The sequence below is a fragment of the Pseudomonas sp. JAI120 genome (assembly GCF_014207255.1).
GTDB lineage: Bacteria > Pseudomonadota > Gammaproteobacteria > Pseudomonadales > Pseudomonadaceae > Aquipseudomonas.
This window is the reverse complement of the sequence record NZ_JACHCZ010000007.1, coordinates 44,391-69,127: the sequence shown is the minus strand read 5'-3', so window position 1 is coordinate 69,127 and position 24,737 is coordinate 44,391. Positions and strand designations below refer to the sequence as shown.

Genomic DNA, 24,737 nt, shown 5'->3' with positions numbered 1-24,737 from the left:
CGTTCCTGCAGACGCTTAAGCTGAATTATCGCTGATAAAGATCAATCGGTTTGATTGGCCTTTGTGTTGATTCTATGTAGGAGCGCGGCAGCCTATTCAGGGCGTCTCGCGAAAGTGCTGATAGCCACGTACGGCCGGGGTGATGTCCTGCCCGTTGGTGTCGAGCAACGTGACACCCTTCCCCGCCTCGACTCGGCCAATCACGTGGATCGGCCAGCCGCCGGCCAGCAATGGCGCAAGTTCCAGGGGCGGCAGGGTGAACGCCAGTACGTAGTCGTCGCCACCGCTGAGTGCGGCCACCCGCGCCGCGTCATCCCCGACAAACGCCAGCAAGGCCTTGGACAATGGCAGCGCCTGGCGCTCGATCAACAGGCTGACAGCCGAGGCCTTGGCGATATGCCCGCAATCAGCCAGAAGCCCGTCGGAGATATCCATCGCAGACGTCGCCCTGCCCCGCAGCGCCAGCCCCAAGGCCAACTGGGGCTGGGGCGACCAGTAATGGGCCAGCAGTGGTTCGGCAATCGTTGCGTCGGCGCTGCGCTGCCCCAATACCAGCGGCAAGGCACCGGCGGCGTTGCCCAACTCGCCGCCCACACACAGCAGGTCACCCGGCTGCGCACCGCTGCGCGTCAGCGCCTGGCCTGCCGGTACCCGCCCGAACACGGTCAGGGTCAGGCTCAGCGGGCCGCGTGTGGTGTCGCCGCCCACCAGGCCCACACCGCAACTTTGCGCCATGGCGTTCAAACCCTGGGCATAGCGTTGCAGCCAATCGGCATCGACGGTCGGCGTGGTGAGTGCGAGGGTAAACGCGAGGGGGTGGGCGCCCATGGCGGCCAGGTCGCTGACCGCCACGGCCAGCGAGCGCTGGCCGAGCAGGAACGGGTCACAGGGGTCGGCAAAGTGCACGCCGGCCACCAAGGTATCGGTGGAAATTGCCAGCTGCTCCCCGGCGGGGAGCGCCAGCAAGGCGCAGTCGTCGCCGATCCCCAAGGCAATGCCCTCGCCGCCCTGCGCACACGGCGCGGCGGCGAAATACTTGTGGATCAGCTCGAACTCGCCCATTCAGGACTCAAGCGCAGGTTAGCGCTTGTACGCCTTCACTTCGGCTTCACGCAGGCGCGGGGCCAGCTTGTCGAGCACGCCGTTGACGAACTTGTGACCGTCGGTCGAACCGTAGACTTTCGCCAGTTCGATGCCTTCGTTGATCACCACGCGGTACGGCACGTCGACGCGCTTGAGCAGCTCCCAGGTGGACAGGCGCAGTACGGCCAGTTCAACCGGGTCCAGCTCTTCGAGGGTCAGGTCCAGGCACGGCGACAACGCAGCATCGATCTCGTCCAGGTTGGCCGGCACACCGTGCAGGATGTCGTGGAAGTAGCTCTGGTCGGCAAACGTGAAGTCGTTATCGACGCGAAATTGCGCTTCGATCTCGTTCAGCGAAGTGCCGGCCATATGACGCTGGTACAGCGCCTGGGTCGCGAGCTGACGGGCAGCACGGCGCTTTTCGCTTTTCGACGGTTTGCCGGCGTCCGCTGGACGCTCGTCACGTGGGTTGAAACGATCGCTCTCGTCGGAAATCACTTGGCCTCCAACTGCGACAGCAGGCTGACCATTTCCAGCGCGGACAGGGCAGCTTCAGCGCCTTTGTTGCCGGCCTTGGTGCCGGAACGCTCGATGGCTTGTTCGATGGAATCAACAGTCAGTACGCCGAAAGCGACTGGCACGCCGAACTCCATGGACACCTGGGCCAGGCCCTTGGTGCATTCGCCGGCCACGTATTCGAAGTGCGGCGTACCGCCACGAATGACCGCGCCCAGGGCGATGATCGCCGCGTATTCACCCTGTTGAGCAACTTTTTGCGCAACCAGTGGAATTTCGAAGGCGCCAGGGGCGCGGATGATAGTGATGTCGCTCTCGCTCACACCGTGGCGAACCAGGGCATCCACGGCACCGCTTACCAGGCTTTCAACCACGAAGCTGTTGAAGCGGCCAACCACCAGGGCATAGCGGCCTTTGGGGGCGATGAAGGTACCTTCGATGGTCTTCAGGGTCATTCGACAAATCTCTTAAAGAGCCGGGACGCGAAAAGTGCGTCCCTCAGTGATGATTTAACCGCAAACAAGGGGCAAAAAGCGCCGGCCTTTATTCGGAGGGCACGTATTCTACAACTTCCAGATCGAATCCGGATATCGCATTAAATTTCATCGGTGCGCTCATCAAGCGCATTTTGCGCACACCGAGGTCACGCAGGATCTGCGAACCAGCACCGACGATGCTGTAGGTGGTCGGCGTTTTCACCTGGGTTTGCTCGGCGGTTTCGCGAATATGCGCGAGTAACACGTCGCCATCCACCGGGTTACCCAGCAGCAGCACCACACCGCTGCCCGCCTCGGACACCGCGGCCATGGCGGCGCGCAGGCTCCAGCGGCCCGGTTGCTTGACCATCAGCAGGTCGCGCAGCGGGTCCATGTTGTGTACGCGCACCAGGGTCGGCTCGTCGGCGCAGATGCTGCCCAGGGTCAAGGCCATGTGCACGTCACCTTCCACCGAATCACGGTAGGTCACCAAATTGAATTGGCCCAGTTCGCTGTCCAGTGGCTGCTCGGCAATCCGCTGAACGGTACGTTCGTGGATCATCCGGTAGTGAATCAGGTCGGCAATGGTGCCGACCTTGATGTTGTGTTCGGCAGCAAAGGCTTCGAGTTCGGCGCGACGGGCCATGGTGCCGTCGTCGTTCATCACTTCGCAGATCACGCCGCTCGGCTCGAAACCGGCCATGCGCGCCAGGTCGCAGGCGGCTTCGGTGTGGCCGGCGCGAGCGAGGGTGCCGCCCGGTTGAGCCATCAACGGGAAGATGTGGCCGGGGCTGACGATGTCTTCGGCCTTGGCGTCCTTGGCGGCAGCGGCTTGCACGGTGCGGGCACGGTCGGCGGCGGAAATGCCGGTGGTGACACCGGTGGTCGCTTCAATCGATACGGTGAACTTGGTGCCGAATCCCGAACCATTGCGCGGCGCCATCAACGGCAGCTTGAGCAACTCGCAGCGCTCTCGGCTCATGGGCATGCAGATCAGCCCACGGGCGTGCTTGGCCATGAAGTTGATGTGCTCAGGCTTGCAGGCCTCGGCGGCCATGATGATGTCGCCTTCGTTTTCGCGGTCTTCGTCATCCATCAGGATGACCATCTTGCCTTGGCGGATGTCTTCAACCAGCTCTTCGATGCTATTGAGCGCCACAGGGCACCCCCTTGGTCAGGATTTCAGGTAGCCGTTAGCGGCCAAAAAACTCTCAGTGATGTTCCCAGTTGCAGGCTCTGCGGCCTTATCGCCCATAAGCAGGCGCTCCAGGTAACGGGCAAGCAAGTCGACTTCCAGGTTCACCCGGCGACCAGGCTGGTACGACGCCATGATGGTCTCGCTCAGGGTGTGGGGAATAATGGTCAGTTCAAATTCGGCGCCGTTCACGGCGTTCACGGTCAGGCTGGTGCCATCGACGGTGATCGAGCCTTTGTGGGCGATGTACTTGGCCAGCTCTTTAGGCGCGCGGATGCGGAACTCCACGGCACGCGCATTTTCGCTGCGGGCAACCACTTCGCCGACACCGTCGACGTGGCCGCTGACCAGGTGGCCGCCCAGGCGGGTGGTCGGGGTGAGGGCTTTTTCCAGGTTGACCGGGCTGCCGGCCTTGAGGTCGTTCATCGCTGTGCAGTCCAGGGTTTCCCGGCTGACGTCGGCGGCAAAGCCGTTGCCCGGCAGTTCGATGACGGTCAGGCACACGCCGCTTACGGCGATGCTGTCGCCCAGCTTGACGTCGCCGAGGTCGAGCTTGCCGGTTTCAACCAGCAGGCGCACGTCGCCACCCTTGGGGGTCATGGCGCGGATGCTGCCGATGGATTCGATAATGCCGGTGAACATGGCCTTCTCCTGGAAAACGGGGCGGGCACTTGAGCGCCCGGTCAGAATTATACGCTCGCTGCTGGCACAGGGATGGCAGTGACTCGCCAGTCGTCGCCTACAGCGCGCATTTCAGTGATCTTGAGTTGGGGGGCGTCTGCCAGTTTCTCAAGCGGCCAGTCGAGTAAAGGCCGGGCGGCGGAGCCGAGGAACTTGCCGGCGACGAAAATCACGTATTCGTCCACCAGGCCTTGCTGGGCAAATGCACCTGCCAGGCTTGGGCCGGCTTCCACCAATACGTCGTTGACGCCACGGGCGGCCAGCGCCACCAGCGCCGAGCGCAGGTCGACCTGGCCGTCCACGCCCGGTACCACCAGGCATTCAGGGCCACGGGGGAACTGGTTTTCCGCGGTGACGCAGGTGATGACCAGCGCCGGGCCAGCCTTGAAGAACGGTGCGTTGAGCGGCACGCGCAAACGGCCGTCGATCAGCACGCGCAGCGGCGGACGCGACATGGCCAGGGCGGTGGTGGCTTCGTCCAGGCCAAGTTCGGCGGCGCGAACGGTCAGGCGTGCGCCGTCGGCCAATACGGTGTCGGCGCCGGTCAGCACTACGCTGGCCTCGGCGCGCAGGCGCTGCACGGCGGCGCGGGCGGCGGGGCCGGTGATCCATTGGCTTTCGCCGCTGGCCATGGCGGTGCGGCCGTCCAGGCTCATCGCCAGCTTGACCCGCACAAACGGCAGGCCATGCTCCATACGCTTGAGGAAGCCCTTATTCAGGGCCCGCGCTTCACCTTCGAGCACGCCGCTGTGCACCTCGATCCCAACCTGGGCCAAGCGCTGCATGCCGCGCCCGGCGACTTCCGGGTTGGGGTCCTGCATCGCCGCGACCACCCGCGCCAGCCCGGCACTCACCAGCGCATCGGCGCACGGCGGGGTGTGGCCGTAATGGCTGCAGGGCTCGAGGGTTACGTACGCCGTGGCACCTCGGGCCTTGTCACCGGCAGCCCGCAAGGCATGCACTTCGGCATGGGGTTCGCCGGTGCGCACGTGCCAGCCTTCGCCGACAATCTGCCCATCGCGGACAATCACGCAGCCCACGCGCGGGTTGGGGTGGGTGGTGTACAGGCCGTTGCGCGCCAGTTCGAGGGCGCGGGCCATGTAATGGGCGTCGAGGACAGTCTGTTCAGCAGAAGGCGGGGTCATTCTTTGGCAGGCTCACGGGCCAGGCGGTCGATCTCTTCGCGGAACTCGTTGAGGTCCTGGAAGCGTCGATACACCGAAGCGAAACGGATATAGGCGACTTCGTCGAGCTTTTGCAGCTCGCCCATCACCAGCTCTCCAACCACCAGGCTCTTGACCTCGCGCTCGCCGGTGGCGCGCAGCTTGTGCTTGATATGCGCCAGCGCCGCCTCCAGCCGCTCGACACTCACCGGGCGTTTTTCCAGGGCGCGCTGCATACCGGCGCGCAGTTTTTCTTCGTCGAAAGGCTGGCGGCTGCCGTCGGACTTGATCAGACGCGGCAATACCAGTTCGGCGGTTTCGAAGGTGGTGAAACGTTCACCGCAGCCAGAGGCCAGGCATTCGCGCCGGCGACGCACTTGATCGCCCTCGGCGACCAGACGCGAGTCAATGACCTTGGTGTCGTTGGCACCGCAGAAGGGACAGTGCATGGTGGCAGGCAACAAAAAAAGGGAGGGCCATGGTAGCGCATCCCTGTGGCAAGACAAGCCATAGCCTTTACGGTATATAGGCAGGCCTATATGTTTCTTATATTTCAAGCCACGGATTTTGTCCTTTTCTGGAGCCGTACATGCAGTTACGACCACTTGTTTTGCTCACCGTGTTCAGTGTCCTGGTCGCCTGCAGCAGCGAAGCCCCCAAGCCGGCCGCACCTCAACCGACGCCCGCACAAGAGAAAAAAGTCCCCGGCATTGAAGACCTCGGCCCCCTGCCCGCCTATCAACGCGAAATCAGCGGCAGCCTCACCAACGTGCCGGCCGGTGCCGAAGTCGAGATGGCGCTGCTGGTGATCGATGACCGTTCGCGCCCGCAACAACTGCTGGCGAGCAGCGTACTGACCGGCAACGGCAAGCCCCTGGCCTTCCGCCTGCGCTACAACCCAGAGGCGTTCCCAGCCGGTGCGCGGGTTGAATTGCGTGGCCGTGCCAGCCAATCCGGCCAGTTGATCCTGCACCTGCCCGCCGTACGCATCACCCAGGCCATCACCCAGACCACCGGCCCCCTGGAACTCGTCAAGGCACCATGACGCCACCGTTGGACTTGCAGCGCGCCCTGAGCGCGCTGATCGGCGACGCCCAACTGGTGCCCTGCCCGCTGCCGGGCACCGAGCTTTCATTGTGGCTGCTGGATGCGGACAACATGGACCGCGCCTTCAGTCCCGAGGAAACCCGACGCATCCTGCATGAACCGCCCTACTGGAGTTTTTGCTGGGCCAGTGGTTTGGCGCTGGCGCGGTATCTGGCGGCGAACCCGCAATGGGTGAAAGGCAAGCGCGTGCTGGATTTCGGCGCCGGCTCCGGTGTGGCCGGAATTGCGGCGGTTAAAGCCGGCGCGTTGGAAGTGGTTGCCTGCGACCTCGACCCGCTGGCGTTAGCGTCCTGCCGGGCGAATGCCGAACTCAACGGCGTGGCGCTGAGCTATTCAGCGGACTTTTTCGCCGAAGCCGACCGCTTCGACCTGATCCTGGTCGCCGATGTGCTCTACGACCGGGCCAACCTGCCGTTGCTCGACCACTTCCTCAGCCGAGGCCGCGAAGCGCTGGTGGCGGACTCGCGCGTGCGGGACTTCCAGCACCCGGCTTATCGGCGGCTGGAGATACTCGATGCGCTGACATTGCCGGACTTGGCCGAGCCTTGGGAGTTTCGCAAGGTGAGCCTGTACCATTCGCGGCGCCAGCCCTTATAGTTGCCCCATTCCCGCTTTATTCGAGACGCCCCATGAGTGAGCCCACGCCGTACATCTTCGACGTCACCAGCGCCAACTTCGACCAGGCCGTGATCCAGAACTCCTTCGAAAAACCCGTGCTCGTGGATTTTTGGGCCGAGTGGTGCGCGCCGTGCAAGGCGTTGATGCCGATGCTGGCGCAGATTGCCCAGAGTTATCAGGGCGAGCTGCTGCTGGCCAAGGTCGATTGCGAGGCCGAGCAGGACATCGTCGCGCGCTTTGGCATTCAAAGCCTGCCGACGGTGGTGCTGTTCAAGGATGGCCAGCCGGTGGATGGATTTGCCGGGGCGCAGCCGGAGTCGGCGGTGCGGGCGATGCTGGAGCCGCATGTGCAGATGCCACCACCGGCGGCGGCTGACCCGCTGGAGCAGGCCAAGGCGCTGTTTGCCGATGGCCGCATCAGCGACGCCGAGGCCGTGCTGGTAGCGCTGCTGGGTGAAGACAACACCAACGCCGCCGCGTTGATTCTGTACGCGCGTTGCCTGGCCGAACGCGGTGAGTTGGGTGAAGCCCAAACCGTGCTCGACGCAGTGAAAAGCGACGACCACAAAGCCGCCCTCGCCGGCGCCAAGGCGCAAATCACCTTCCTGCGCCAGGCCGCCGACCTGCCGGACGCCGCCGAGTTGAAAAGCCGCCTGGCACAAAACCCGCAGGACGACGAAGCCGCCTATCAACTGGCCATCCAGCAACTGGCGCGCCAGCAGTACGACGCCGCGCTGGAAGGCCTGCTCAAGTTGTTTATCCGCAACCGCGGCTACAGCGAAGGCCTGCCGCACAAGACCTTGCTGCAGGTGTTCGAACTGCTGGGCAATGATCACCCGCTGGTGACCGTGTACCGCCGCAAGTTGTTCGCCGCGCTGTACTAATCGCCGATCCAACTGTACAGCGGCGTATCCCCGCCGCTGGCCACTTTCACCTTGGCGCTATGGCGCAGGCGCACCAACAGGCGCTTGCCCGCCGCGGCACCCCCCGCCAAACCTTCCAGTCGATCAAGCAATTCCAGGCCGCTGAGCTGCCCGGCGTTGCGCAACAGGTCCTGGGCGCTTTGCCACAGGTCATCATTGTGCTTGACCGGTGCCGCCGGCGCGGCGGCCGCGTTTGTCGTTGGCGTTACCTGCAACTGTGCGCCGAGTCGCGCCCAATCGCCGTCATCCAGTTCCAGGGTCAAGTCCACCGGCAGGTCGCCAACGGTTCCACGAATTCGCAACATCGTCCTTACTCCTGCATTTTTCTGACAAGCATGCTCCCATGTGGCTTGCGCAACGCCAAGCAGGCGGTCAAACTCTCAGCACTATTGTTATAAGATCACATAACATAAATTTCATTTTCTGGAGCCTTCTCATGCGCCGTCTGCTGCTTGCTTTGCCGTTTGCCCTGTTGCCACTCGCCATCGCTCACGCCGCCGACGAGCATGACCACGATCACGAACACGGTAGCCTCGGCGCACACGAACACGGCGTCGGTCGCCTCAACGCGGTGCTCGACGGCCAGGCCCTGGAGCTTGAACTGGACAGCCCGGCGATGAACCTGGTGGGCTTCGAACACGTCGCCACCAGCGCTGCCGACAAAGCCAAGGTCGCCGCCGCACGCAAACAGCTGGAGAACCCGCTGGCCCTGTTCAACCTGCCCAAGGCCGCCGGTTGCGTGATCAGCACCCAGGAACTCAACAGCCCGCTGTTCGGCGACAAACCGGAAGCCGACCACGACGACGATGATCATGATGACGACGCCAAAGACGGCGCCCACGAGCATCATCACGATCACAGTGAAATCCACGCCCACTTCCAATTCACCTGTGCTACGCCGGCCGCCCTGAGCAACCTGGACCTGACCCAGGTGTTCAAGACCTTCCCCGCGACCCAGAAAATTCAGGTACAACTGATCGGTCCGAGCGGCCAGCAAGGCGTTGAAGCGACGGCCACAGCAGCCACCCTGAAGTTCTGAGCCCCCATGACCCACGCATTGATCGAACTGTCTGACCTGGGCTTTAACTGGCCCGGTCACCCACAGTTACTGGACATCCCCGCGTTCCGCCTGGAAGCGGGGGAAACCCTGTTTCTCAAGGGGCCGAGCGGCAGTGGCAAAACCACCTTGCTCGGCCTGCTCGGCGGCGTACAGAAGCCCAGCCGCGGCAGCATCCGCCTGCTCGGCCAGGAGCTGACCGAACTCTCGGCCGGTGCGCGGGACCGCTTTCGCGTTGACCACACCGGCTATATCTTCCAGCAGTTCAACCTGCTGCCGTTCCTGTCGGTGCGCGAGAACGTCGAGCTGCCCTGTCACTTTTCCAAGCTGCGCGCGCAACGGGCAATCCAACGCCACGGCAGCGTCGACCAGGCCGCCGCGACCTTGCTGGCACACTTGGGCTTGAAGGACAAAGACCTGCTGGAGCGCCGTGCCGATTCGTTGTCCATCGGCCAACAGCAACGGGTGGCCGCCGCCCGTGCGCTGATCGGCCAACCGGAGTTGGTGATCGCCGACGAGCCCACCTCGGCCCTGGACTACGACGCCCGCGAAGCCTTCATTCAACTGCTGTTCGCCGAATGCCGCGAAGCCGGCGCCAGCCTGTTGTTTGTCAGCCATGACCAAAGCCTGGCGCCGCTGTTCGACCGCAACCTGTCGCTGGCCGAACTCAATCGCGCCGCCACGCCCGCAGAGGTTTGAGATGTATCTGTTTCGTCTAGCCATGGCCAGCCTGGCTAACCGCCGCTTTACCGCGATCCTCACCGCCTTCGCCATCGCCTTGTCGGTGTGCCTCCTGCTGGCGGTGGAGCGCGTGCGCGTTGAGGCGCGCAACAGTTTCGCCAGCACCATCAGCGGCACCGACCTGATCGTCGGCGCGCGCTCAGGGTCGGTCAACCTGCTGCTGTACTCGGTGTTTCGCATCGGCAACGCCACCAACAACATTCGTTGGGACAGCTACGAGCACTTCGCCGCCAGCCCCCAGGTGAAATGGGCGATCCCGATTTCCCTCGGCGACTCCCATCGCGGCTACCGCGTAATGGGCACCAACGAATCGTACTTCGAGCACTACCAGTACGGGCGCAAACAGAACCTGGAACTGGCCAGCGGCCGCGCCTTCGCCACCGACCCGTTCGAAGTGGTACTCGGCGCCGAAGTCGCCGATGCCCTGCACTACAAGCTCGGCGACAAGCTGGTACTGGCCCACGGCGTGGCGGTGGTCAGCCTGGTCAAGCACGATGACAAACCATTCACCGTGGTCGGCATCCTCAAGCGCACCGGCACGCCGGTGGACCGCACGCTGCATATCAGCCTCGGCGGCATGGAGGCGATTCATATCGACTGGCACAACGGCGTACCGGCCCAGGGCAAAGGCCGCATCAGTGCCGACCAGGCGCGCAACATGGACCTCACCCCGCAAGCCATCACGGCCTTTATGCTCGGCCTGAACAACAAGATCTCCACCTTCGCCCTGCAGCGGGAGATCAACGAGTTCCGTGGCGAGCCGATGCTGGCGATCCTGCCCGGTGTGGCGCTGCAAGAGCTATGGAGCATGATGGGCACCGCCGAAAAGGCCCTGTTCGTGATCTCGCTGTTCGTGGTGCTGACCGGCTTGATCGGCATGCTCACCGCAATCCTCACCAGCCTCAACGAACGCCGTCGCGAAATGGCGATCCTGCGTTCGGTGGGTGCGCGGCCGTGGCATATCGCGACGCTGCTGATCTTCGAAGCCTTCGCCCTGGCCCTGTCTGGCGTGATCGCAGGCGTGGGCTTGCTGTACGTGTGCATCGCCGCATCGCGCGGGTATTTGCAGGCCAATTACGGCCTGGACCTGCCGATGTCGTGGCCCAGCGAATATGAATGGACCTTGCTCGCCGGTATCCTGGCGGCAGCGCTGTTGATGGGCAGCGTGCCCGCCTGGCGCGCCTACCGACAATCCCTGGCCGATGGCCTGTCCATACGTTTATGAGGAAGGCTTCGATGCGTCGCGCTCTGTTTGCGTTATTGCTGCTGGTGACCGTGCCCGCCTGGGCGGAGGACCAGCCCAAGGACCTGTCCTGGCAGGAGATGATCCCGCCGGACGCGCCGCCGGAAATCCCCAACATGAAACCGCTGCACAACCTGTCGAACATGGCCGATGCCTTGTCCGTCGAAGCGGCGCCGGCGGCCAAGCAAGACCTGCCCAACGCGCCGGTAGTGCAGAGCCTTGATGGCCAGCATATTCGCCTGCCGGGGTATATCGTGCCGCTGGAAGTCAGCGAAGAAGGCCGCACCACCGAGTTTTTGCTGGTGCCGTATTTCGGCGCGTGCATCCATGTGCCGCCGCCGCCGTCGAACCAGATCGTGCATGTAAAGAGCGAGGTCGGCGTGAAGCTCGATGAGCTGTATCAGCCGTACTGGATCGAAGGCACGATGCAGGTCAAACCGTCATCCAGTGAGCTTGCAGATGCCGGTTATCAAATGGATGCGCAGAAGATTTACGTATATGAGCTGCAGGAGTAGCGGGTTATTACCGTTTCATTGAGCTGAGTCAACGGCCCAACCGGAACGATCTTTACCATTGGATGTATCTCTTTTAATACACCCTCTGGAGCTCCTATGAACAAGTCTCTGCTCGGCGCGTCCCTCTTCGCGCTCGCCCTCGCCGCCCCTGCCGTCCACGCTCACGAAGCGGGTGACATTCTGATTCGTGCCGGTGCAATCACCGTGAACCCGAAGGCAGACAGCAGCACCGTCAAAGTTGACCAAGGCCCATTGGCCGGTGCCAACCTGGGCGGCAAGGCGACCATGAGCAGCGACACCCAGCTGGGTCTGAACTTCGCCTACATGCTGACCAATCACGTCGGTATCGAACTGCTGGCTGCCACACCGTTCGAGCATGACGTGAAGATCAAGGGCACCGCCCTCGGCGCCGCCAACGGCAAGCTCGGTACGCTGAAACACCTGCCGCCAACCCTGAGCGTCGTGTACTACCCACTGGACAACAAATCCCCGTTCCAACCGTACGTAGGCGCCGGTATCAACTACACCTGGATCTACGACGAACACGTCGGCAGCCGCGCCTCCGAAGCCGGTTTCAGCAACTTCAAGGCCGAGAACTCCTGGGGCTGGGCTGCGCAGATCGGCGCGGACTACATGATCAACGACAAGTGGATGATCAACGCCCAGGCGCGCTACATCGACATCAGCACCAAGGCTACCGTGGAAAACAATGCCGTAGCGCCGGGCACCCGTGCCAAGGTCAATGTGGACGTGGACCCGATGGTTTACATGGTGGGTATCGGTTACAAGTTCTAAGCAACACTGCATAACCAATGTGGGAGGGGGCTTGCTCCCGATAGCGGTGGATCAGTCATGAACCTGTTGACTGACACGCAGCTATCGGGAGCAAGCCCCCTCCCACATTTACTTTGTGTTGTGTCAGCCGTGGCGATAGAACCGGTCAAGCAACGCCGGTAGCCCTGCGCGCCACGCCCGAGGCTTGATGCCGAAGGTGTGGAGGATTTTCTTGCAGGCCAGCACCGCATGCTGCGGTTCGTCTGCCGCATCCGGCCGTGCCGCGTGGGCCTGGGCGGTAGGGGCTTCAATGGCCAGCGGGTGAAAGGTGCGCGCCTCGGTGAGGATCGCCTGGCCCAGCGCCAGCGGCGTGGTCGCCTCATGCCCGGCATAGTGGTAAGTGCCCCACAGCGGCGCCGCGCAATCAAGTTGCTTGAGCACCGAGATAATCACCCGCGCCGCATCGTCCACCGGCGTCGGGTTGCCGCGACGATCGTCCGCCATCAACAATTCATCCGGTTTTTCCGCCCGGGCCAGGAAGCGCCCGAGGGTGCCGTCGACGCTGTCATCCAGAAGCCAGCCAAAACGTAGCAGCACATGCTGCGGGCAAGTGGCGCGCACGCTTTGCTCGATACGCCACAACGCCTGGCCACGCAGGCCCAGGGGCACCGGCTCGTCCTTTTCGCTGTAGGCGGTGGCGCGGGAGCCATCGAATACGCGGTAGCTGGACGGTTGCAGCAAGGTAATGTTGTGGTGCTGACACAGTTCGGCCAGGCGTTCGATGGCGAATTCCTGGGCGGCCAGGCGGGTCTCGCTGACGGCTTCGGCCTGGAACCAGTCGAAGTAGTAGGCGAGGTTGATCAACGCATCGGGACGGGTGTCGTCGAGCAATTGGGTGAGGCTCGCGGCATCCCAGCCGTCTTTGGGCGGTTTGGGGGCGAGGAAACCGATGTCTTCCTCTGCACCGAGGCGAATCAGCGCCTGCCCGAGGGCATTCCCGCCGCCCAGTAACATAAGGCGCATTCGCATAGATTGAGCAGGCCCGGTCTGTTTGGAACGATGGTTATTGTCGGCAGGCGGGTGAGGCATGCCGTAGGGTTATTCCAGAATCGTTGCATTTTGCGGGTTTGTAGCGCAACCGTCACGGATAAAGTGCGGGGTTGCAACTTGTTGGAGTGGGCTGCATAACTTAGGCATGAACCTTCCTGAATCAACCGACACGGTATTGAACGGCTTTCACCCCGCCGTCAGCACCTGGTTCCGCCACACCTTCCCCTCGGTGACCAGCGCCCAGGCCCAGGCGTGGCCGTTGATCCGCCAACGCCGTTCAACGCTGATCGCGGCGCCCACCGGCTCCGGCAAGACGCTGACGGCGTTCCTCGCGGTGCTGGATGACCTGGTTCACCAGGGCCTGGCCAACGGCGGGCAACTGCCGGACGAGACGCTGGTGGTGTATGTGTCGCCGCTCAAGGCGCTGTCCAACGACATCCAGATCAACCTGCAAACCCCGCTGGCCGGGATCACCGAGCATTTGCAGCGCCTGGGCCTGCCGCCGCTGGTGATTCGCACCGCCGTACGCACCGGCGACACCCCGCAGAAAGACCGCGCACAGATGCGCAAGCGCCCGCCGCACATCCTGGTGACCACGCCGGAATCGCTCTACGTGCTGCTGGGCTCGGACTCCGGTCGGCAAATGCTGGGCAGCACGCGCACGGTCATCGTCGATGAAATCCACGCCATCGCCGCCAGCAAACGCGGCAGCCACCTGGCCCTGAGCCTGGAACGCCTGCAAGGCTTGTGTGCCGAGCCGTTGACCCGCATCGGTTTGTCGGCCACGCAAAAACCTGTCGAGGCGGTGTCGCGCTTTCTGGTAGGTACCGACCGGGCGTGCGACATCGTCGACATCGGCCATGCCCGTGCCCGCGACCTGGATATCGAAGTGCCCCCGGTGCCGCTGTCGGCGGTGATGGCCAACGATGTCTGGGAGTTGGTCTACGACCGTCTCGCCGCCCTTGCCCGTGAGCATCGCACCACGCTGATCTTCGTCAACACTCGGCGCCTGGCCGAACGCCTGGCCCGGCATTTGAGCGAGCGCCTGGGCAAGAGCGCCGTCGCTGCCCACCACGGCAGCCTGGCCAAGGAGATGCGCCTGGACGCCGAGCAACGCCTCAAGGCGGGCGAGCTGCAAGTGCTGATCGCCACCGCGTCCCTGGAGCTGGGGATTGATATCGGCGATGTCGACCTGGTGTGCCAGATCGCGTCGCCGGGCTCCATCAACGGTTTTCTGCAGCGGGTGGGCCGCTCCGGGCACCAGGTCGGCGGCACGCCCAAGGGACGCCTGTTTGCCACGACCCGCGACGACCTGATCGAATGCGCCGCCCTGCTCGATTGTGTACGCCGGGGCGAGTTGGACACCTTGCAGGTCCCGGTGGCGCCGCTGGACGTGCTGGCCCAGCAGATCATCGCCGAGGTCAGTGCCCAGGAGTGGCCGGAACAGGCCCTGCTCGACCTGATCCACCGCGCCGCGCCCTATGCCACCCTGGATGAACGCCACTACCAGGCGCTGCTGCAGATGCTCGCCGACGGTTACAACGGCCGCCAGGGCATCCGCAGCGCGTACCTGCACCGCGACGCACTGACCCGCACCCTGCGCGGTCGCCGTGGCGCCAAGCTGACCGCCGTAACCAGCGGCGGCACCATCCCCGACAACGCCGACTACAGCGTGTTGCTGGAGCCCCAGGGCCTGAATATCGGCAGCGTCAACGAAGATTTCGCAGTGGAAAGTATCGCCGGGGATATCTTCCAGCTCGGTAATACGTCCTACAGGATTTTGCGGGTCGAAGCCGGCAAAGTGCGGGTCGAAGACGCTCACGGCCAACCGCCGACCATTCCGTTCTGGCTCGGTGAAGCGCCGGGGCGCAGCAATGAGTTATCCGCCGCGGTCGCACGTTTGCAGGGGCAACTCGACAGCCTGCTCAGCGCCAGCCCCGGCGACCTGCACCCGGCGCATGACTGGCTTACCGGCACCCTCGGCCTGAACCGCGCCAGCGCCGAACAGCTCCTCGATTACCTGGCCCGCGCGCGCCTGGCACTCGGCGCGTTGCCGTCCCAGGACACGTTGATCATGGAGCGGTTTTTCGACGAGTCCGGCGGTACCCAACTGATCATCCACACGCCGTTCGGCAGCCGCGTCAACCGGGCCTGGGGCCTGGCCTTGCGCAAGCGTTTTTGCCGCACCTTCAACTTTGAGCTGCAAGCGGCGGCCAGTGAAAATGCGATCGTGCTGTCGCTGTCCACCAGCCACAGTTTCGAGCTCGATGAGGTATGGCGTTACCTCAACAGCAACAGTGCCGAACACCTGCTGATCCAGGCCGTACTGGATGCACCGCTGTTCGGTGTGCGCTGGCGCTGGAACGCCGGCGTGGCACTGGCGCTGCCGCGCTTTACCGCCGGGCGCAAAGTGGCGCCGCAGATCCAGCGCATGAAGAGCGAAGACCTGATCGCCAGCGTGTTCCCCGACCAGATCGCCTGCCTGGAAAACCTCGCCGGCGAACGCGAAGTGCCCGAGCACCCGCTGGTGGAGCAAACCCTCGACGACTGCCTGCACGAAGCCATGGACAGCGACGCCTGGCTTGCCTTGCTGCGGCGCATGGAGCGCGGCGAAGTGCGGTTGATCAGCCGCGACCTGCCGGCGCCCTCGCCCATGGCTGCCGAAATCCTCAGCGCGCGCCCCTACACCTTTCTCGACGATGCACCGCTGGAAGAACGCCGCACCCAGGCCGTGCTCAACCGCCGTTGGAGCGACCCTCAGAGCACCGACGACCTCGGCGCACTGGACGCGGACGCCATCGCCGGCGTGTGCGAAGAGGCCTGGCCGGCGCCCCATGGCGTGGATGAAATGCATGAGGCATTGATGAGCCTGGCGTGCATCGCCAGCAACGAGGTCACCCCGCAATGGGCCGAGTGGTTGCAGGCCCTGGCTAAAGGTGGCCGCGCCTATCAATTGCCCAACGGCCTGTGGGTCGCAGTGGAACGCCTGGGGTGTTTGCAGGCGATCTATCCCCACAATTTGCCACTGCTCCCCGGCTTCGATGAGCCCTGGAGCTTTGACGACGCGCTGGTGGAACTGCTGCGCGCGCGCCTCGGTGGCTTCGGCCCCCAGCGCCTGATCGAGATCGCTGCGCCACTGGCCTTGCCGCTGGGCGATATCACCCAGGCGCTGGCCCGCCTGGAGCAGGAAGGCTACGTGCTGCGCGGTCGCTTCAGCCCCGGCGCACTTGAGGAACAATGGTGCGAACGGCATCTGCTCGCGCGCATTCATCGCTACACGGTCAAGCGCCTGCGCCGGGAAATCGAGCCGGTGGCGCTGCAGGATTTCATGCGCTTCCTGTTCGATTGGCAGCACCTGTCCGAGAGCACGCGCGGCCAGGGCAGCGCCGTGTTGCCGCAGATTGTCGGCCAGTTCGAAGGGTATGCCGCCGCCACGTCGGCCTGGGACAGTGACCTGCTCAGTGCACGGATCAAGGATTACTCATCAACCTGGCTCGACGACCTGTGCCGCAGCGGCAAGCTGGTATGGACGCGCTTGAGCAACAAGGCTGGCGCCATTGCCCTGCGCAGCACGCCGGTGGTGCTGCTGCCGCGCAGCCAGGTGGCATTGTGGAGCGGGCTGACCGACCCCACCGACAGCACGACCCTGTCGCTCAAGGCGCAAAAGGTCCACCTGGCCCTGCGTGAACACGGCGCGCTGTTTTTCGATGAGCTCGTGCACGAAGCCCATCTGCTGCGCAGCGAACTGGAAACCGCCTTGCAGGAACTGGTCGGCGCCGGCCTGGTGAATGCCGACAGCTTTGCCGGGTTGCGTGCCCTGACCACCCCGGCCAGCAAGCGCCAGGCGCGCAGCAGTCGGCGCGGGCGTGGGGCGTTTATCGGCGGCATGGACGATGCCGGGCGCTGGGCGCTGATTCGCCGCCCATCAACCGCCGCCGGCCCGCACTCGGCCGAAACCCTGGAACATGTGGCGATGACCTTGCTGCGCCGTTATGGCGTGGTGTTCTGGCGCTTGCTGGAGCGCGAGGCGGATTGGTTGCCGAGTTGGCGCGAATTGCTGCGTACGTTCCATCGGCTGGAGGCGCGGGGTGAGATTCGTGGCGGGCGGTTTGTCAGCGGGCTGGCGGGTGAGCAGTTTGCCTTGCCCGAAGCGATCCCGTTGCTGCGCGAAGTGCGGCGCAGGCCTCATGACGGGAGTTTGATTGCCGTGTGCGGGGCTGACCCGCTGAACCTGGTGGGCACACTGTTGCCGGGCAGCAAGGTGCCGGCGGTGAGTGGGAATCGAATTGTGTATCGGGATGGGTTGCCGGCGGCGGTGATGGTCGCCGGCAAGCAGCAGATACTGCTGGATGTGGATCAGCAGGCGGTGCAGGAGAAGTTGATCAGGCACTGAATTTGAAGGCCTCATTGAGGCCTGGGCTGCTCCGTCAACACCACCGACGCCGGCATCTCTTCCTCCGGCTCATCCACCTGGGTTGTGCGCTTTGGCAGCAAAACCTGCTGTGGATAAGTCTGCGCGAAGTGCACTTCATCACAGTTATCCACAAGCTTTTTCAAACGCTGGTTAAACGCACGGCTCACCGCATATTGCCCGCCGGACACGGTACGGAACTGCGCCGTGAGCACCACGCCATTGAGGTCCATCTTGTCGACGCCAAACACCTCCAGCGGCCCTTGCAGGTTGTACTTGAGGAACACATCGTCGCGAATCGACTGCCCGGCCTCGCGGATCAGCTCCACGGCCTTGTCCACATCAGTGTCGTAGGTGAACTGCACCGAGAAGAACGCATAGGCAAATTGCCGCGACTGGTTGGTGACCGCCTTGATCTGCCCGAACGGCACCGAATGCACAAAGCCTTTGCCGTCACGCAGGCGCAGGGTGCGGATGGTCAGGCCTTCGACGGTGCCGGCGTGGCCAGAGTCGAGCACCACCCAGTCGCCGATGGACAGCGTGTCCTCGATGATGATGAACAGGCCGGTGATCACGTCCTGCACCAGTTGCTGGGAACCGAAACCAATCGCCAGGCCGACCACACCGGCACCCGCCAGCAGCGGCGCGACGTTGATGCCGAGATTGGCCATGGTAGTGATTGCGCAGATCACCACCAGGATGATTTTCACCGCATTGCGCAGCAGCGGCAGGATAGTTTTCACCCGGGTGCTGGGCTGGCGGCTGGAGCGTTTGTTCACCGGCGGTTTCAGCGCTTCCTGGATCGCCGTGTCCAGCACCACCCAGAACAACCAGGTCATCAGCAGGATCAGGCCGATGCTGCTGAGGGAGTCGCTGATCGCACGGCCCACCGAGTTGCGCTGGGCAAATTCGAACAGCGACACGCCCCAGATCCGCCCGAGGATTTCGATAAAGGCGATGGCCATGACGATGCGCAAGATCGCGTGCAACAGGCTGAGAAAGCGCTCCTTGTAAGCACTGCTGCGTTGGATCGCCACCTGACTGCGGGACTTGAACAAGTGTTGCAGCACCGTGCTGAGAAACACCGTGCCGATCAACAGGATCGTGGTGAACAGCGCGCAGCGCAGGGCTTTCTGGTTGTCGTCGCCGGCGCCGATCAGGTTGATCGCCGAGACCAGCACCATCAATAAGATCGGCCAGTACCACAGCCCGGAAAATATTCGCAGCGACTGCTGCAAGGCCGGGTGTTTCAGGCGCTGGGCCAGCGGTCGATTGCGGATCAGGTGAGCCACCGGACGGCGCAGGCGCACCACCAGCACGCCAAAGATCACCGCGGCGAACAGGCCGGTAAACACCGCGATACTGCTGGTGATATTACCGCCGAGCTGACGCGCAATCTGCGGGCTGGTCAGGGCGTCGCTGAGGGCCGCGAGGAAGCCGATCAGGAACAGCGGCTTGGGGCAGTAGTCGCGAATGATCTGCACCGCCGGCCGCTTGTGGCCGACATTGAACATGACGATGACGCACAGCAGCATGGAGGTGGAAAAGATGCCGCTGCTGGTGGCGTAGGCAAAACACAGCGCCAGCGCACGGCCTATCGAGGTGGGTAAAAAGTGGCTGACGTAGAGTGTCAACGGCAGGCAGATCAGCGCCGGGATCGTGTAGGGCACCACATAACCCAGCACGCCTTGCAGGCGCCCCCGTCGTTCGATGAAAGGACGGCGACTCAGGCGCAGCACGATAAACCGCCCCAGCAGCGTCAACCCCACGAAGGCACCGACCCACACCCCGGACAGCAGCAGGAAGTCGCCGGCCACGCTCCACGGCGAACGCTCCGACGTCTGGTCAACCAACCGGCCGACCTCATCTGCCGCGCGGTCCGCGCGCAGGCGCCAGGCATCAACGAGGTTCTGATTGAGGTCGAGCTTGTTCTGCACATCATCGATGCTGGAACTGATGGCACCCAGCAGTCCGCCCTCCACCAGCAACTCGGGTTTGGCCGGCGCTTCGGCTTCCGGCGCGGTGGCCGCGGCTTGCAGTGCGTCGCTGCCGCAGAAAAGCAGCGCGCCGAGCAGTAATGCAGTCTTGAAATTCAGCAAAACACCGGGCTCCTTCAGAAGGGTCTGTAAGGAACTGACGGGTTTGAGCCTTGATCGTTCCCCTGCTTGATTGGCGGGTACTGATCCAAATGGGTTTATGCCGCCTGTAGGACGATGGAAACTTTCGGCCAAAAATCGCAGTCAGCCATAAACGGGGGTAAAGCCCCCACCCTTTCACAGGAGCAATCATGGCTGCGATCCCCGACTGGGTGCCCATTACCCCTAGCGTCGCCATCACTCGCTTCACGGTGCTGACGGTCAATATCCACAAGGGCTTCACCGCCTTGAACCGGCGTTTCATCCTGCCCGAGCTGCGCGAAGCGGTGCGCAGTGTGGGCGCTGATATGGTGTTTCTGCAGGAAATCCATGGCACCCACGAGCGCCATCCCCAGCGTTACAGTGACTGGCCGAACATGCCGCAGTACGAGTTCCTCGCCGACAGCATCTGGCCGCAGTTCGCCTACGGGCGCAACGCGGTCTACCCCCATGGCGACCACGGCAATGCGTTGCTGTCGAAATTCCAGATCGTGAGTTACGACAACCTCGACATTTCCCAAAGCGGCCATGAAAACCGCGGCCTGCTGCATTGTGTGCTGCGCCTGCCCGGTACCGGGCAGGAGGTGCATGCGATCTGTATCCATCTGGGCTTGCGCGAGGTGCATCGCCAGCAACAATTGCGCTTGTTGGAGCAACGTATCAGCGAGATCCCGGCGGATGCGCCGTTGGTGGTTGCCGGTGATTTCAATGACTGGCGCCAACGCGCCGACCTGAGCCAAAGCGGCCTGCAGGAAGTCTCCGTGCACGCCCACGGCAAACCCGCGCGCACCTTCCCGGCCCGCCTGCCGCTGTTGCCGCTGGACCGCATTTATGTGCGCAACTTGAAGATTCATAACCCGCGGGTGCTGACCTCCCGCCCCTGGTCCCATTTGTCAGACCATGTGCCGCTGTCGGTGGAGATTGAGCTATGAACGTTGCGGTCGAGCATATTTCCACCGACCAGCCGCCGGATGATGCCAAGGCTCGTGACCTCGATTACGGCTGGCAGAGCGGCAACCAGATCGAATTGCTGGAGAACGGCGAAGCCTATTTCCCCCAAGTGTTCGAGGCCCTGCGCCAGGCCCAGCGCGAGATCCTGTTGGAGACCTTTATCCTTTTCGAGGACAAGGTCGGCCATGAGCTGCAAGGCATCCTGATCGAGGCTGCGCAACGTGGCGTGAAGGTAGTGGTCAGCCTCGACGGTTTTGGTTGCGGCGAGCTGAGCCCGTTGTTCCTGAGCGAACTGGCTGACGCCGGCGTCATGGTGCAAATGTTTGATCCCGCGTCAAAGACTCTGGGGATTCGTACCAACTGGTTTCGGCGCCTGCACCGCAAGATCGTGGTGGTGGACGCCAAGGTGGCGTTTATCGGCGGAATCAATTTTTCTGCCGACCATTTGGGGGATTTTGGCCCAGAAGCCAAACAGGATTACGCGGTGCAGGTGATAGGCCCGGCGGTGGCCGACCTGCATCATTTTGCCCTCGCCCAAAGCGGGCGCCAGGTGCGCACGCGGCGCGGTTGGCGACGGCGCCAGCAACGGCCATCGCCTTGGCCGACCGATACAGGCGACGGCCTGGTGCGCCTGATTTACCGCGACAATCTGCAACACCGCGACGACATTGAAGAGGCGTATATCCATGCCCTGAGCAAAGCCCAACAACGCGCGGTGATTGCCAATGCCTACTTTTTCCCCGGTTACCGCCTGCTGCGCGAGATTCGCAACGCGGCGCGCCGTGGCGTAAAGGTGCAATTGATCATGCAGGGCCAGCCCGATGTGCTGCTGGCCAAGCTGGCCGCGCGCATGCTCTACGACTACCTGCTCAAGGATGGCGTGGTGATTCATGAATATTGCCAGCGCCCGCTGCACGGCAAGGTCGCGCTGGTGGATGACGAGTGGAGCACCGTGGGTTCGAGCAACCTCGACCCGTTGAGCCTGTCGCTGAACCTGGAGGCCAACGTGCTGATTCGTGACCGGGCGTTCAATCAGCAGCTGTACGAACGTCTGGACGTACTCGCCAAGGAGCATTGCCAGACCATGCCGGAAAACCGCAAGCCGCGCCTGTGGCTATGGCGATTGACCGTCGGTTTCCTGGTGTTCCATGTGATGCGCCACTTCCCCGCGCTGACGGGCTGGTTGCCGGCGCACAAGCCACGGTTGAAACCCTTTGAGGCTCGAACCCATGACATCTGAAGCTAACGGTTCACGCTTCAAGCGCTGGAAGAAACCGCTGACCGTGGCGTTCTTCCTGCTGCTGATCGTGCTGTTCACCCTGCTTGCAAGGCGTATCGACTGGAGCGAAGTATTCCAGACCCTGGGCGATTTCAAGCTGCGCACCCTGCTGATCGCGGGCACGCTGACGTTGTGCAGCTTTATCGTCTACGCCTGCTTCGACTTGATCGGCCGCACCTACATTCGCCAACCGCTGCGCTGGAAGCAGATTCTGCCGGTCGGGATCATCAGCTATGCGTTCAATCTGAACCTGAGTGCCTGGGTCGGCGGGATCGCCATGCGCTATCGGCTGTATTCGCGGCTGGGGGTGAGCACCGGCAATATCGCCAAGATCCTCGGCCTGAGCCTGGCCACCAATTGGTTTGGCTATATGGCCTTGGCCGGGGTGGTGTTCAGCAGCGGCCTGGTGACCATGCCGCCAGGCTGGAAACTGAGCAGCGGCGCCTTGCAGGGAGTTGGCGTGTTGTTGGTCCTGGCCAGCCTTGGTTACCTGGCGGCGTGCCAGTTCTCGAAAAAGCGTGCGTGGTCGATTCGGGGGATCGAGATCAATCTGCCGTCACTGCGCATGGCGTGCCTGCAGTTGGCATTGGGCGCGTTGAACTGGTCGCTGATGGCTGCGGTGATTTTCACATTGTTGCCCGCCAAACTGGACTACCCGCTGGTGCTGGGCGTGCTGCTGATCAGCGCGATCGCCGGTGTTATCACCCATATCCCGGCCGGGCTCGGGGTACTGGAAGCGGTGTTTATCGCCCTGCTGCAACATGAGGCGTCGCGCGGCAGTTTGCTGGCCGGGCTGATCGCCTATAGGGCCATCTACTTTATCCTGCCGCTGCTGATCGCCCTGGTGATGTACCTCGGTGTCGAGGCCAAAGCCAAGGCGTTACGGGTGAAGAAAACACCGGCATGATCGCGTTACTGAGATTGGATGATGCTCAACCGCTCGCCCACCACCATCTCGGTGATCCAGTCCACCAGGATCGAGGTGTAAGCCTGCTGGGACACGGGGTCGCTAAGGGAATGGTCGGCACCGTCGATGATGCGGTGAGTCAGGGAATGGGTCTGCTGGCAGGCCGCGCGGTAGCTCATGATGGTGGCGTGGGGCACATGGTCGTCGGTTTCCGATTCGACGATCAGCACATCGCCAGTGAATGCCGAGCAGGCGTGCAAGGCGCGATTGGTCTCGGCGCGCACCAGCGTGCTGCGATAGTCCATCAAGTCCATTTTGTCCAAGTCACGCTTGGGCTTGAGCCATTCATCGTCGCGGTACAGCGCCGGCACACGCAGTGCCAGCCAGCGCACAGGGCGCAACGATGTCAGGATCGCCGCCAGGTAACCCCCGTAGCTGGTGCCCACCACCGCCACCGCCGAGGTGTCGATGGCCGGGTGCGAGAGCAGTCGGTCGTAGGCCGCGAGCAGATCGCGCAGGTTGTCTTCACGGGTGACGCGGGACAGCGGGATACCCGTGCCGGCGTGGCCACGCAGATCGAACGTCAGGCACACACATCCCAGGCCGGCGATACCTTTGGCGCGTTCCAGGTCACGCTCCTGGCTACCGCCCCAGCCGTGCACAAACAACACACCTGGCACTTTGGATTTCGGACTCAGGAACGTGCCGCTCATCTGTTCGTCGTCGATGTCGATTGCAATGCTTTCGCTTCTAGCCGTCATAAGATTCAACCGTCACATACTTGAGAAGAAAGTCGCTGTTTTCGGCCGGGCCTCGGTACACCTCGATGGCATCCGCGGGCAACGCCTGGTCCACGTAGGTTTCTACCGAGGACACATGAATCGCTTTCAGGCCCGGGTGGTTGATAAAACTCTGCAGCGCCGCGACTTCCGCGCTGCTGGCGCCGCCCATGCGCCAGGATTGCTCGAGCACGCCGCTGCGGCGCTGGCCGTCGCTGTCCAGGCCCTGGGCGATGTCGTAGTTGCGCCGAGACGCGTAGAAACCCGGGTAGGCCTCATCGGCGGCCGCGTCGAAGACCTGGGCTTGCTCGATGGCTTGGCGCACGTCGCCGGGCAGCTCGAGCTTGAGCAAATCGTCATAACCGCCAGGCACCACCAGCAGGTTGGAGCCACCGTAGACCTCCTCGCCCTGTCCGTCCTGGGTCAGGTATTGCTCGCCGCAGTAGCTGATGACGTGATCGCCGATAAAACTCTGGCCCACACTATGGGTGACCACATCGTGCAGGTCTTGTTCCAGCACGACGCCTTCGCTGAACATTCGGACCGCTTCGGGGCGCGCCAGCACAGCCTCGAACTCATCCAGGCTGTGGATAACTTCCTGGCCGCGCCCGGCGCAGGCATGCACCGGTTTCAGGCGGATCGGCCCGTTGTACAGCAGGCGTTCGGCGGCAGGTCGTGCATCCTCCAAGGCAAATACGCTGAGACCCGCCAGCACAACATCGCGTACACGCTCGCAGAATAACGGCGACCAGCCTTCGGGGGCTTTCGCTTCGGGGCATAGCAGCCCATGGCTGATGGCCTTGGTGCAGATAAAGTCGTGATCGACATAACCGCCCCACAGGTCCGCCGGACCGCTGACGTGAAGTTCGCGTGCCTGGGCAGGACCTACCAGAGTCTGCGTGGGCAGCAGGTAAAGTTCACAGCCGGCATGCTTTTGTGGGTCATAACTGCCGCCGAATTTGAGCCCCAGTATCTGCGCCAGCCATCGGGCCAACGCGCGGTTGGTTTCGACTTCATGCTGGGGCGCGCCCGCTCGCGTGGAGTGAGCGACGATCCATTTTTTGCGTTGAATCGGGGTCATGCATCCCCCTTGGCCATCCTGCCATGTGTGTGGGGGGAAGGCTGCAGGTATC

The 24,737-nt window shown here is 63.2% G+C and carries 24 protein-coding genes; 12 read left to right on the top strand and 12 right to left on the bottom strand.

Going from position 1 to position 24,737, the window contains the following annotated elements; all coding sequences use genetic code 11:
• Positions 1 to 96: 96 nt before the first annotated feature.
• The 7 genes from thiL to nrdR form a co-directional block, all read right to left on the bottom strand.
• The gene (gene thiL, locus HDC32_RS27815; RefSeq protein WP_184746271.1) at positions 97 to 1,062 is read right to left on the bottom strand and encodes a thiamine-phosphate kinase; all 966 of its coding nucleotides are present in this window, start codon (positions 1,060 to 1,062) and stop codon (positions 97 to 99) included.
• Between the two features lie 18 nt (positions 1,063 to 1,080).
• Positions 1,081 to 1,581 (bottom strand): transcription antitermination factor NusB, encoded by a 501-nt coding sequence (nusB, locus tag HDC32_RS27810; RefSeq protein WP_053138236.1) that lies wholly within the window; start codon positions 1,579 to 1,581, stop codon positions 1,081 to 1,083.
• Complete coding sequence (gene ribE / locus HDC32_RS27805; protein ID WP_003176356.1) at positions 1,578 to 2,054, bottom strand: 6,7-dimethyl-8-ribityllumazine synthase; 477 nt, start codon at positions 2,052 to 2,054, stop codon at positions 1,578 to 1,580. The genes nusB and ribE overlap by 4 nt, the downstream gene beginning before the upstream one ends.
• 88 nt (positions 2,055 to 2,142) lie before the next feature.
• Positions 2,143 to 3,234 carry a bifunctional 3,4-dihydroxy-2-butanone-4-phosphate synthase/GTP cyclohydrolase II gene (gene ribBA / locus HDC32_RS27800; protein ID WP_131700317.1) on the bottom strand — a complete coding sequence of 364 codons (1,092 nt, stop codon included), beginning with the start codon at positions 3,232 to 3,234 and terminating at the stop codon, positions 2,143 to 2,145.
• A gap of 15 nt (positions 3,235 to 3,249) precedes the next feature.
• A complete protein-coding gene (locus tag HDC32_RS27795; protein ID WP_032884562.1) occupies positions 3,250 to 3,912 on the bottom strand; it encodes a riboflavin synthase in 663 nt (220 codons plus the stop codon).
• A 47-nt stretch (positions 3,913 to 3,959) separates the two neighbouring features.
• Positions 3,960 to 5,096, bottom strand: coding sequence for a bifunctional diaminohydroxyphosphoribosylaminopyrimidine deaminase/5-amino-6-(5-phosphoribosylamino)uracil reductase RibD (gene ribD, locus HDC32_RS27790; protein WP_167656714.1), 1,137 nt, complete (start codon positions 5,094 to 5,096; stop codon positions 3,960 to 3,962).
• Positions 5,093 to 5,563 (bottom strand): transcriptional regulator NrdR, encoded by a 471-nt coding sequence (gene nrdR / locus HDC32_RS27785; RefSeq protein WP_167656713.1) that lies wholly within the window; start codon positions 5,561 to 5,563, stop codon positions 5,093 to 5,095. The genes ribD and nrdR overlap by 4 nt, the downstream gene beginning before the upstream one ends.
• Before the next feature lie 140 nt (positions 5,564 to 5,703).
• Here nrdR and HDC32_RS27780 point away from each other — a divergent pair, with 140 nt between their 5' ends.
• Genes HDC32_RS27780 through trxA form a run of 3 tightly spaced genes read left to right on the top strand, consistent with a single transcriptional unit; the run spans position 5,704 to position 7,723 of the window.
• Positions 5,704 to 6,159, top strand: a complete 456-nt coding sequence (locus HDC32_RS27780; RefSeq protein ID WP_027605189.1) for a YbaY family lipoprotein — start codon at positions 5,704 to 5,706, stop codon at positions 6,157 to 6,159.
• The gene (locus tag HDC32_RS27775; RefSeq protein WP_145336783.1) at positions 6,156 to 6,818 is read left to right on the top strand and encodes a methyltransferase; all 663 of its coding nucleotides are present in this window, start codon (positions 6,156 to 6,158) and stop codon (positions 6,816 to 6,818) included. Before HDC32_RS27780 ends, HDC32_RS27775 begins: the two co-directional genes overlap by 4 nt.
• Before the next feature lie 32 nt (positions 6,819 to 6,850).
• Positions 6,851 to 7,723 carry a thioredoxin gene (gene trxA, locus HDC32_RS27770; protein ID WP_131700320.1) on the top strand — a complete coding sequence of 291 codons (873 nt, stop codon included), beginning with the start codon at positions 6,851 to 6,853 and terminating at the stop codon, positions 7,721 to 7,723.
• Here trxA and HDC32_RS27765 read toward each other — a convergent pair.
• Positions 7,720 to 8,067: a hypothetical protein gene (locus HDC32_RS27765; protein ID WP_184746270.1), complete on the bottom strand. Its 348-nt coding sequence runs from the start codon at positions 8,065 to 8,067 to the stop codon at positions 7,720 to 7,722. The two genes, trxA and HDC32_RS27765, sit on opposite strands and share 4 nt — an antisense overlap.
• Positions 8,068 to 8,198: 131 nt before the next feature.
• Here HDC32_RS27765 and HDC32_RS27760 point away from each other — a divergent pair, with 131 nt between their 5' ends.
• From HDC32_RS27760 to HDC32_RS27740, 5 genes are all read left to right on the top strand, one after another.
• Positions 8,199 to 8,801, top strand: a complete 603-nt coding sequence (locus tag HDC32_RS27760; RefSeq protein ID WP_184746268.1) for a DUF2796 domain-containing protein — start codon at positions 8,199 to 8,201, stop codon at positions 8,799 to 8,801.
• 6 nt (positions 8,802 to 8,807) lie between these two features.
• Positions 8,808 to 9,518 (top strand): ABC transporter ATP-binding protein, encoded by a 711-nt coding sequence (locus HDC32_RS27755; protein ID WP_053138261.1) that lies wholly within the window; start codon positions 8,808 to 8,810, stop codon positions 9,516 to 9,518.
• 1 nt (position 9,519) lies between these two features.
• Positions 9,520 to 10,785, top strand: coding sequence for an ABC transporter permease (locus tag HDC32_RS27750; RefSeq protein ID WP_027605183.1), 1,266 nt, complete (start codon positions 9,520 to 9,522; stop codon positions 10,783 to 10,785).
• An 11-nt stretch (positions 10,786 to 10,796) separates the two neighbouring features.
• Positions 10,797 to 11,318 (top strand): DUF3299 domain-containing protein, encoded by a 522-nt coding sequence (locus HDC32_RS27745; RefSeq protein ID WP_131700323.1) that lies wholly within the window; start codon positions 10,797 to 10,799, stop codon positions 11,316 to 11,318.
• Positions 11,319 to 11,414: 96 nt separating this feature from the next.
• Positions 11,415 to 12,113 (top strand): OmpW family protein, encoded by a 699-nt coding sequence (locus HDC32_RS27740; protein WP_131700324.1) that lies wholly within the window; start codon positions 11,415 to 11,417, stop codon positions 12,111 to 12,113.
• A 123-nt stretch (positions 12,114 to 12,236) separates the two neighbouring features.
• Here HDC32_RS27740 and HDC32_RS27735 read toward each other — a convergent pair whose 3' ends face one another.
• A complete protein-coding gene (locus HDC32_RS27735; protein ID WP_131700325.1) occupies positions 12,237 to 13,121 on the bottom strand; it encodes a sugar nucleotide-binding protein in 885 nt (294 codons plus the stop codon).
• Positions 13,122 to 13,287: 166 nt separating this feature from the next.
• On the opposite strand from HDC32_RS27735, the gene HDC32_RS27730 reads away from it, so the two are divergent.
• Complete coding sequence (locus HDC32_RS27730; RefSeq protein ID WP_184746266.1) at positions 13,288 to 17,535, top strand: DEAD/DEAH box helicase; 4,248 nt, start codon at positions 13,288 to 13,290, stop codon at positions 17,533 to 17,535.
• An 11-nt stretch (positions 17,536 to 17,546) separates the two neighbouring features.
• On the opposite strand, the gene HDC32_RS27725 is transcribed toward HDC32_RS27730, so the two are convergent.
• A complete protein-coding gene (locus HDC32_RS27725; RefSeq protein ID WP_184746265.1) occupies positions 17,547 to 19,652 on the bottom strand; it encodes a mechanosensitive ion channel family protein in 2,106 nt (701 codons plus the stop codon).
• 188 nt (positions 19,653 to 19,840) lie between these two features.
• On the opposite strand from HDC32_RS27725, the gene HDC32_RS27720 reads away from it, so the two are divergent.
• Genes HDC32_RS27720 through HDC32_RS27710 form a run of 3 tightly spaced genes read left to right on the top strand, consistent with a single transcriptional unit; the run spans position 19,841 to position 22,825 of the window.
• Positions 19,841 to 20,620: an endonuclease/exonuclease/phosphatase family protein gene (locus tag HDC32_RS27720; protein ID WP_184746263.1), complete on the top strand. Its 780-nt coding sequence runs from the start codon at positions 19,841 to 19,843 to the stop codon at positions 20,618 to 20,620.
• Positions 20,617 to 21,879: a cardiolipin synthase ClsB gene (gene clsB / locus HDC32_RS27715; RefSeq protein WP_184746261.1), complete on the top strand. Its 1,263-nt coding sequence runs from the start codon at positions 20,617 to 20,619 to the stop codon at positions 21,877 to 21,879. Before HDC32_RS27720 ends, clsB begins: the two co-directional genes overlap by 4 nt.
• Positions 21,869 to 22,825 (top strand): lysylphosphatidylglycerol synthase domain-containing protein, encoded by a 957-nt coding sequence (locus HDC32_RS27710; RefSeq protein WP_131700333.1) that lies wholly within the window; start codon positions 21,869 to 21,871, stop codon positions 22,823 to 22,825. Before clsB ends, HDC32_RS27710 begins: the two co-directional genes overlap by 11 nt.
• Positions 22,826 to 22,830: 5 nt before the next feature.
• Here HDC32_RS27710 and HDC32_RS27705 read toward each other — a convergent pair whose 3' ends face one another.
• Both HDC32_RS27705 and HDC32_RS27700 read right to left on the bottom strand, forming a co-directional pair.
• The gene (locus tag HDC32_RS27705) at positions 22,831 to 23,586 is read right to left on the bottom strand and encodes a S9 family peptidase (protein ID WP_131700334.1); all 756 of its coding nucleotides are present in this window, start codon (positions 23,584 to 23,586) and stop codon (positions 22,831 to 22,833) included.
• Positions 23,576 to 24,685 carry a DUF3182 family protein gene (locus tag HDC32_RS27700; RefSeq protein ID WP_145336800.1) on the bottom strand — a complete coding sequence of 370 codons (1,110 nt, stop codon included), beginning with the start codon at positions 24,683 to 24,685 and terminating at the stop codon, positions 23,576 to 23,578. The genes HDC32_RS27705 and HDC32_RS27700 overlap by 11 nt, the downstream gene beginning before the upstream one ends.
• Positions 24,686 to 24,737 lie beyond the last annotated feature (52 nt).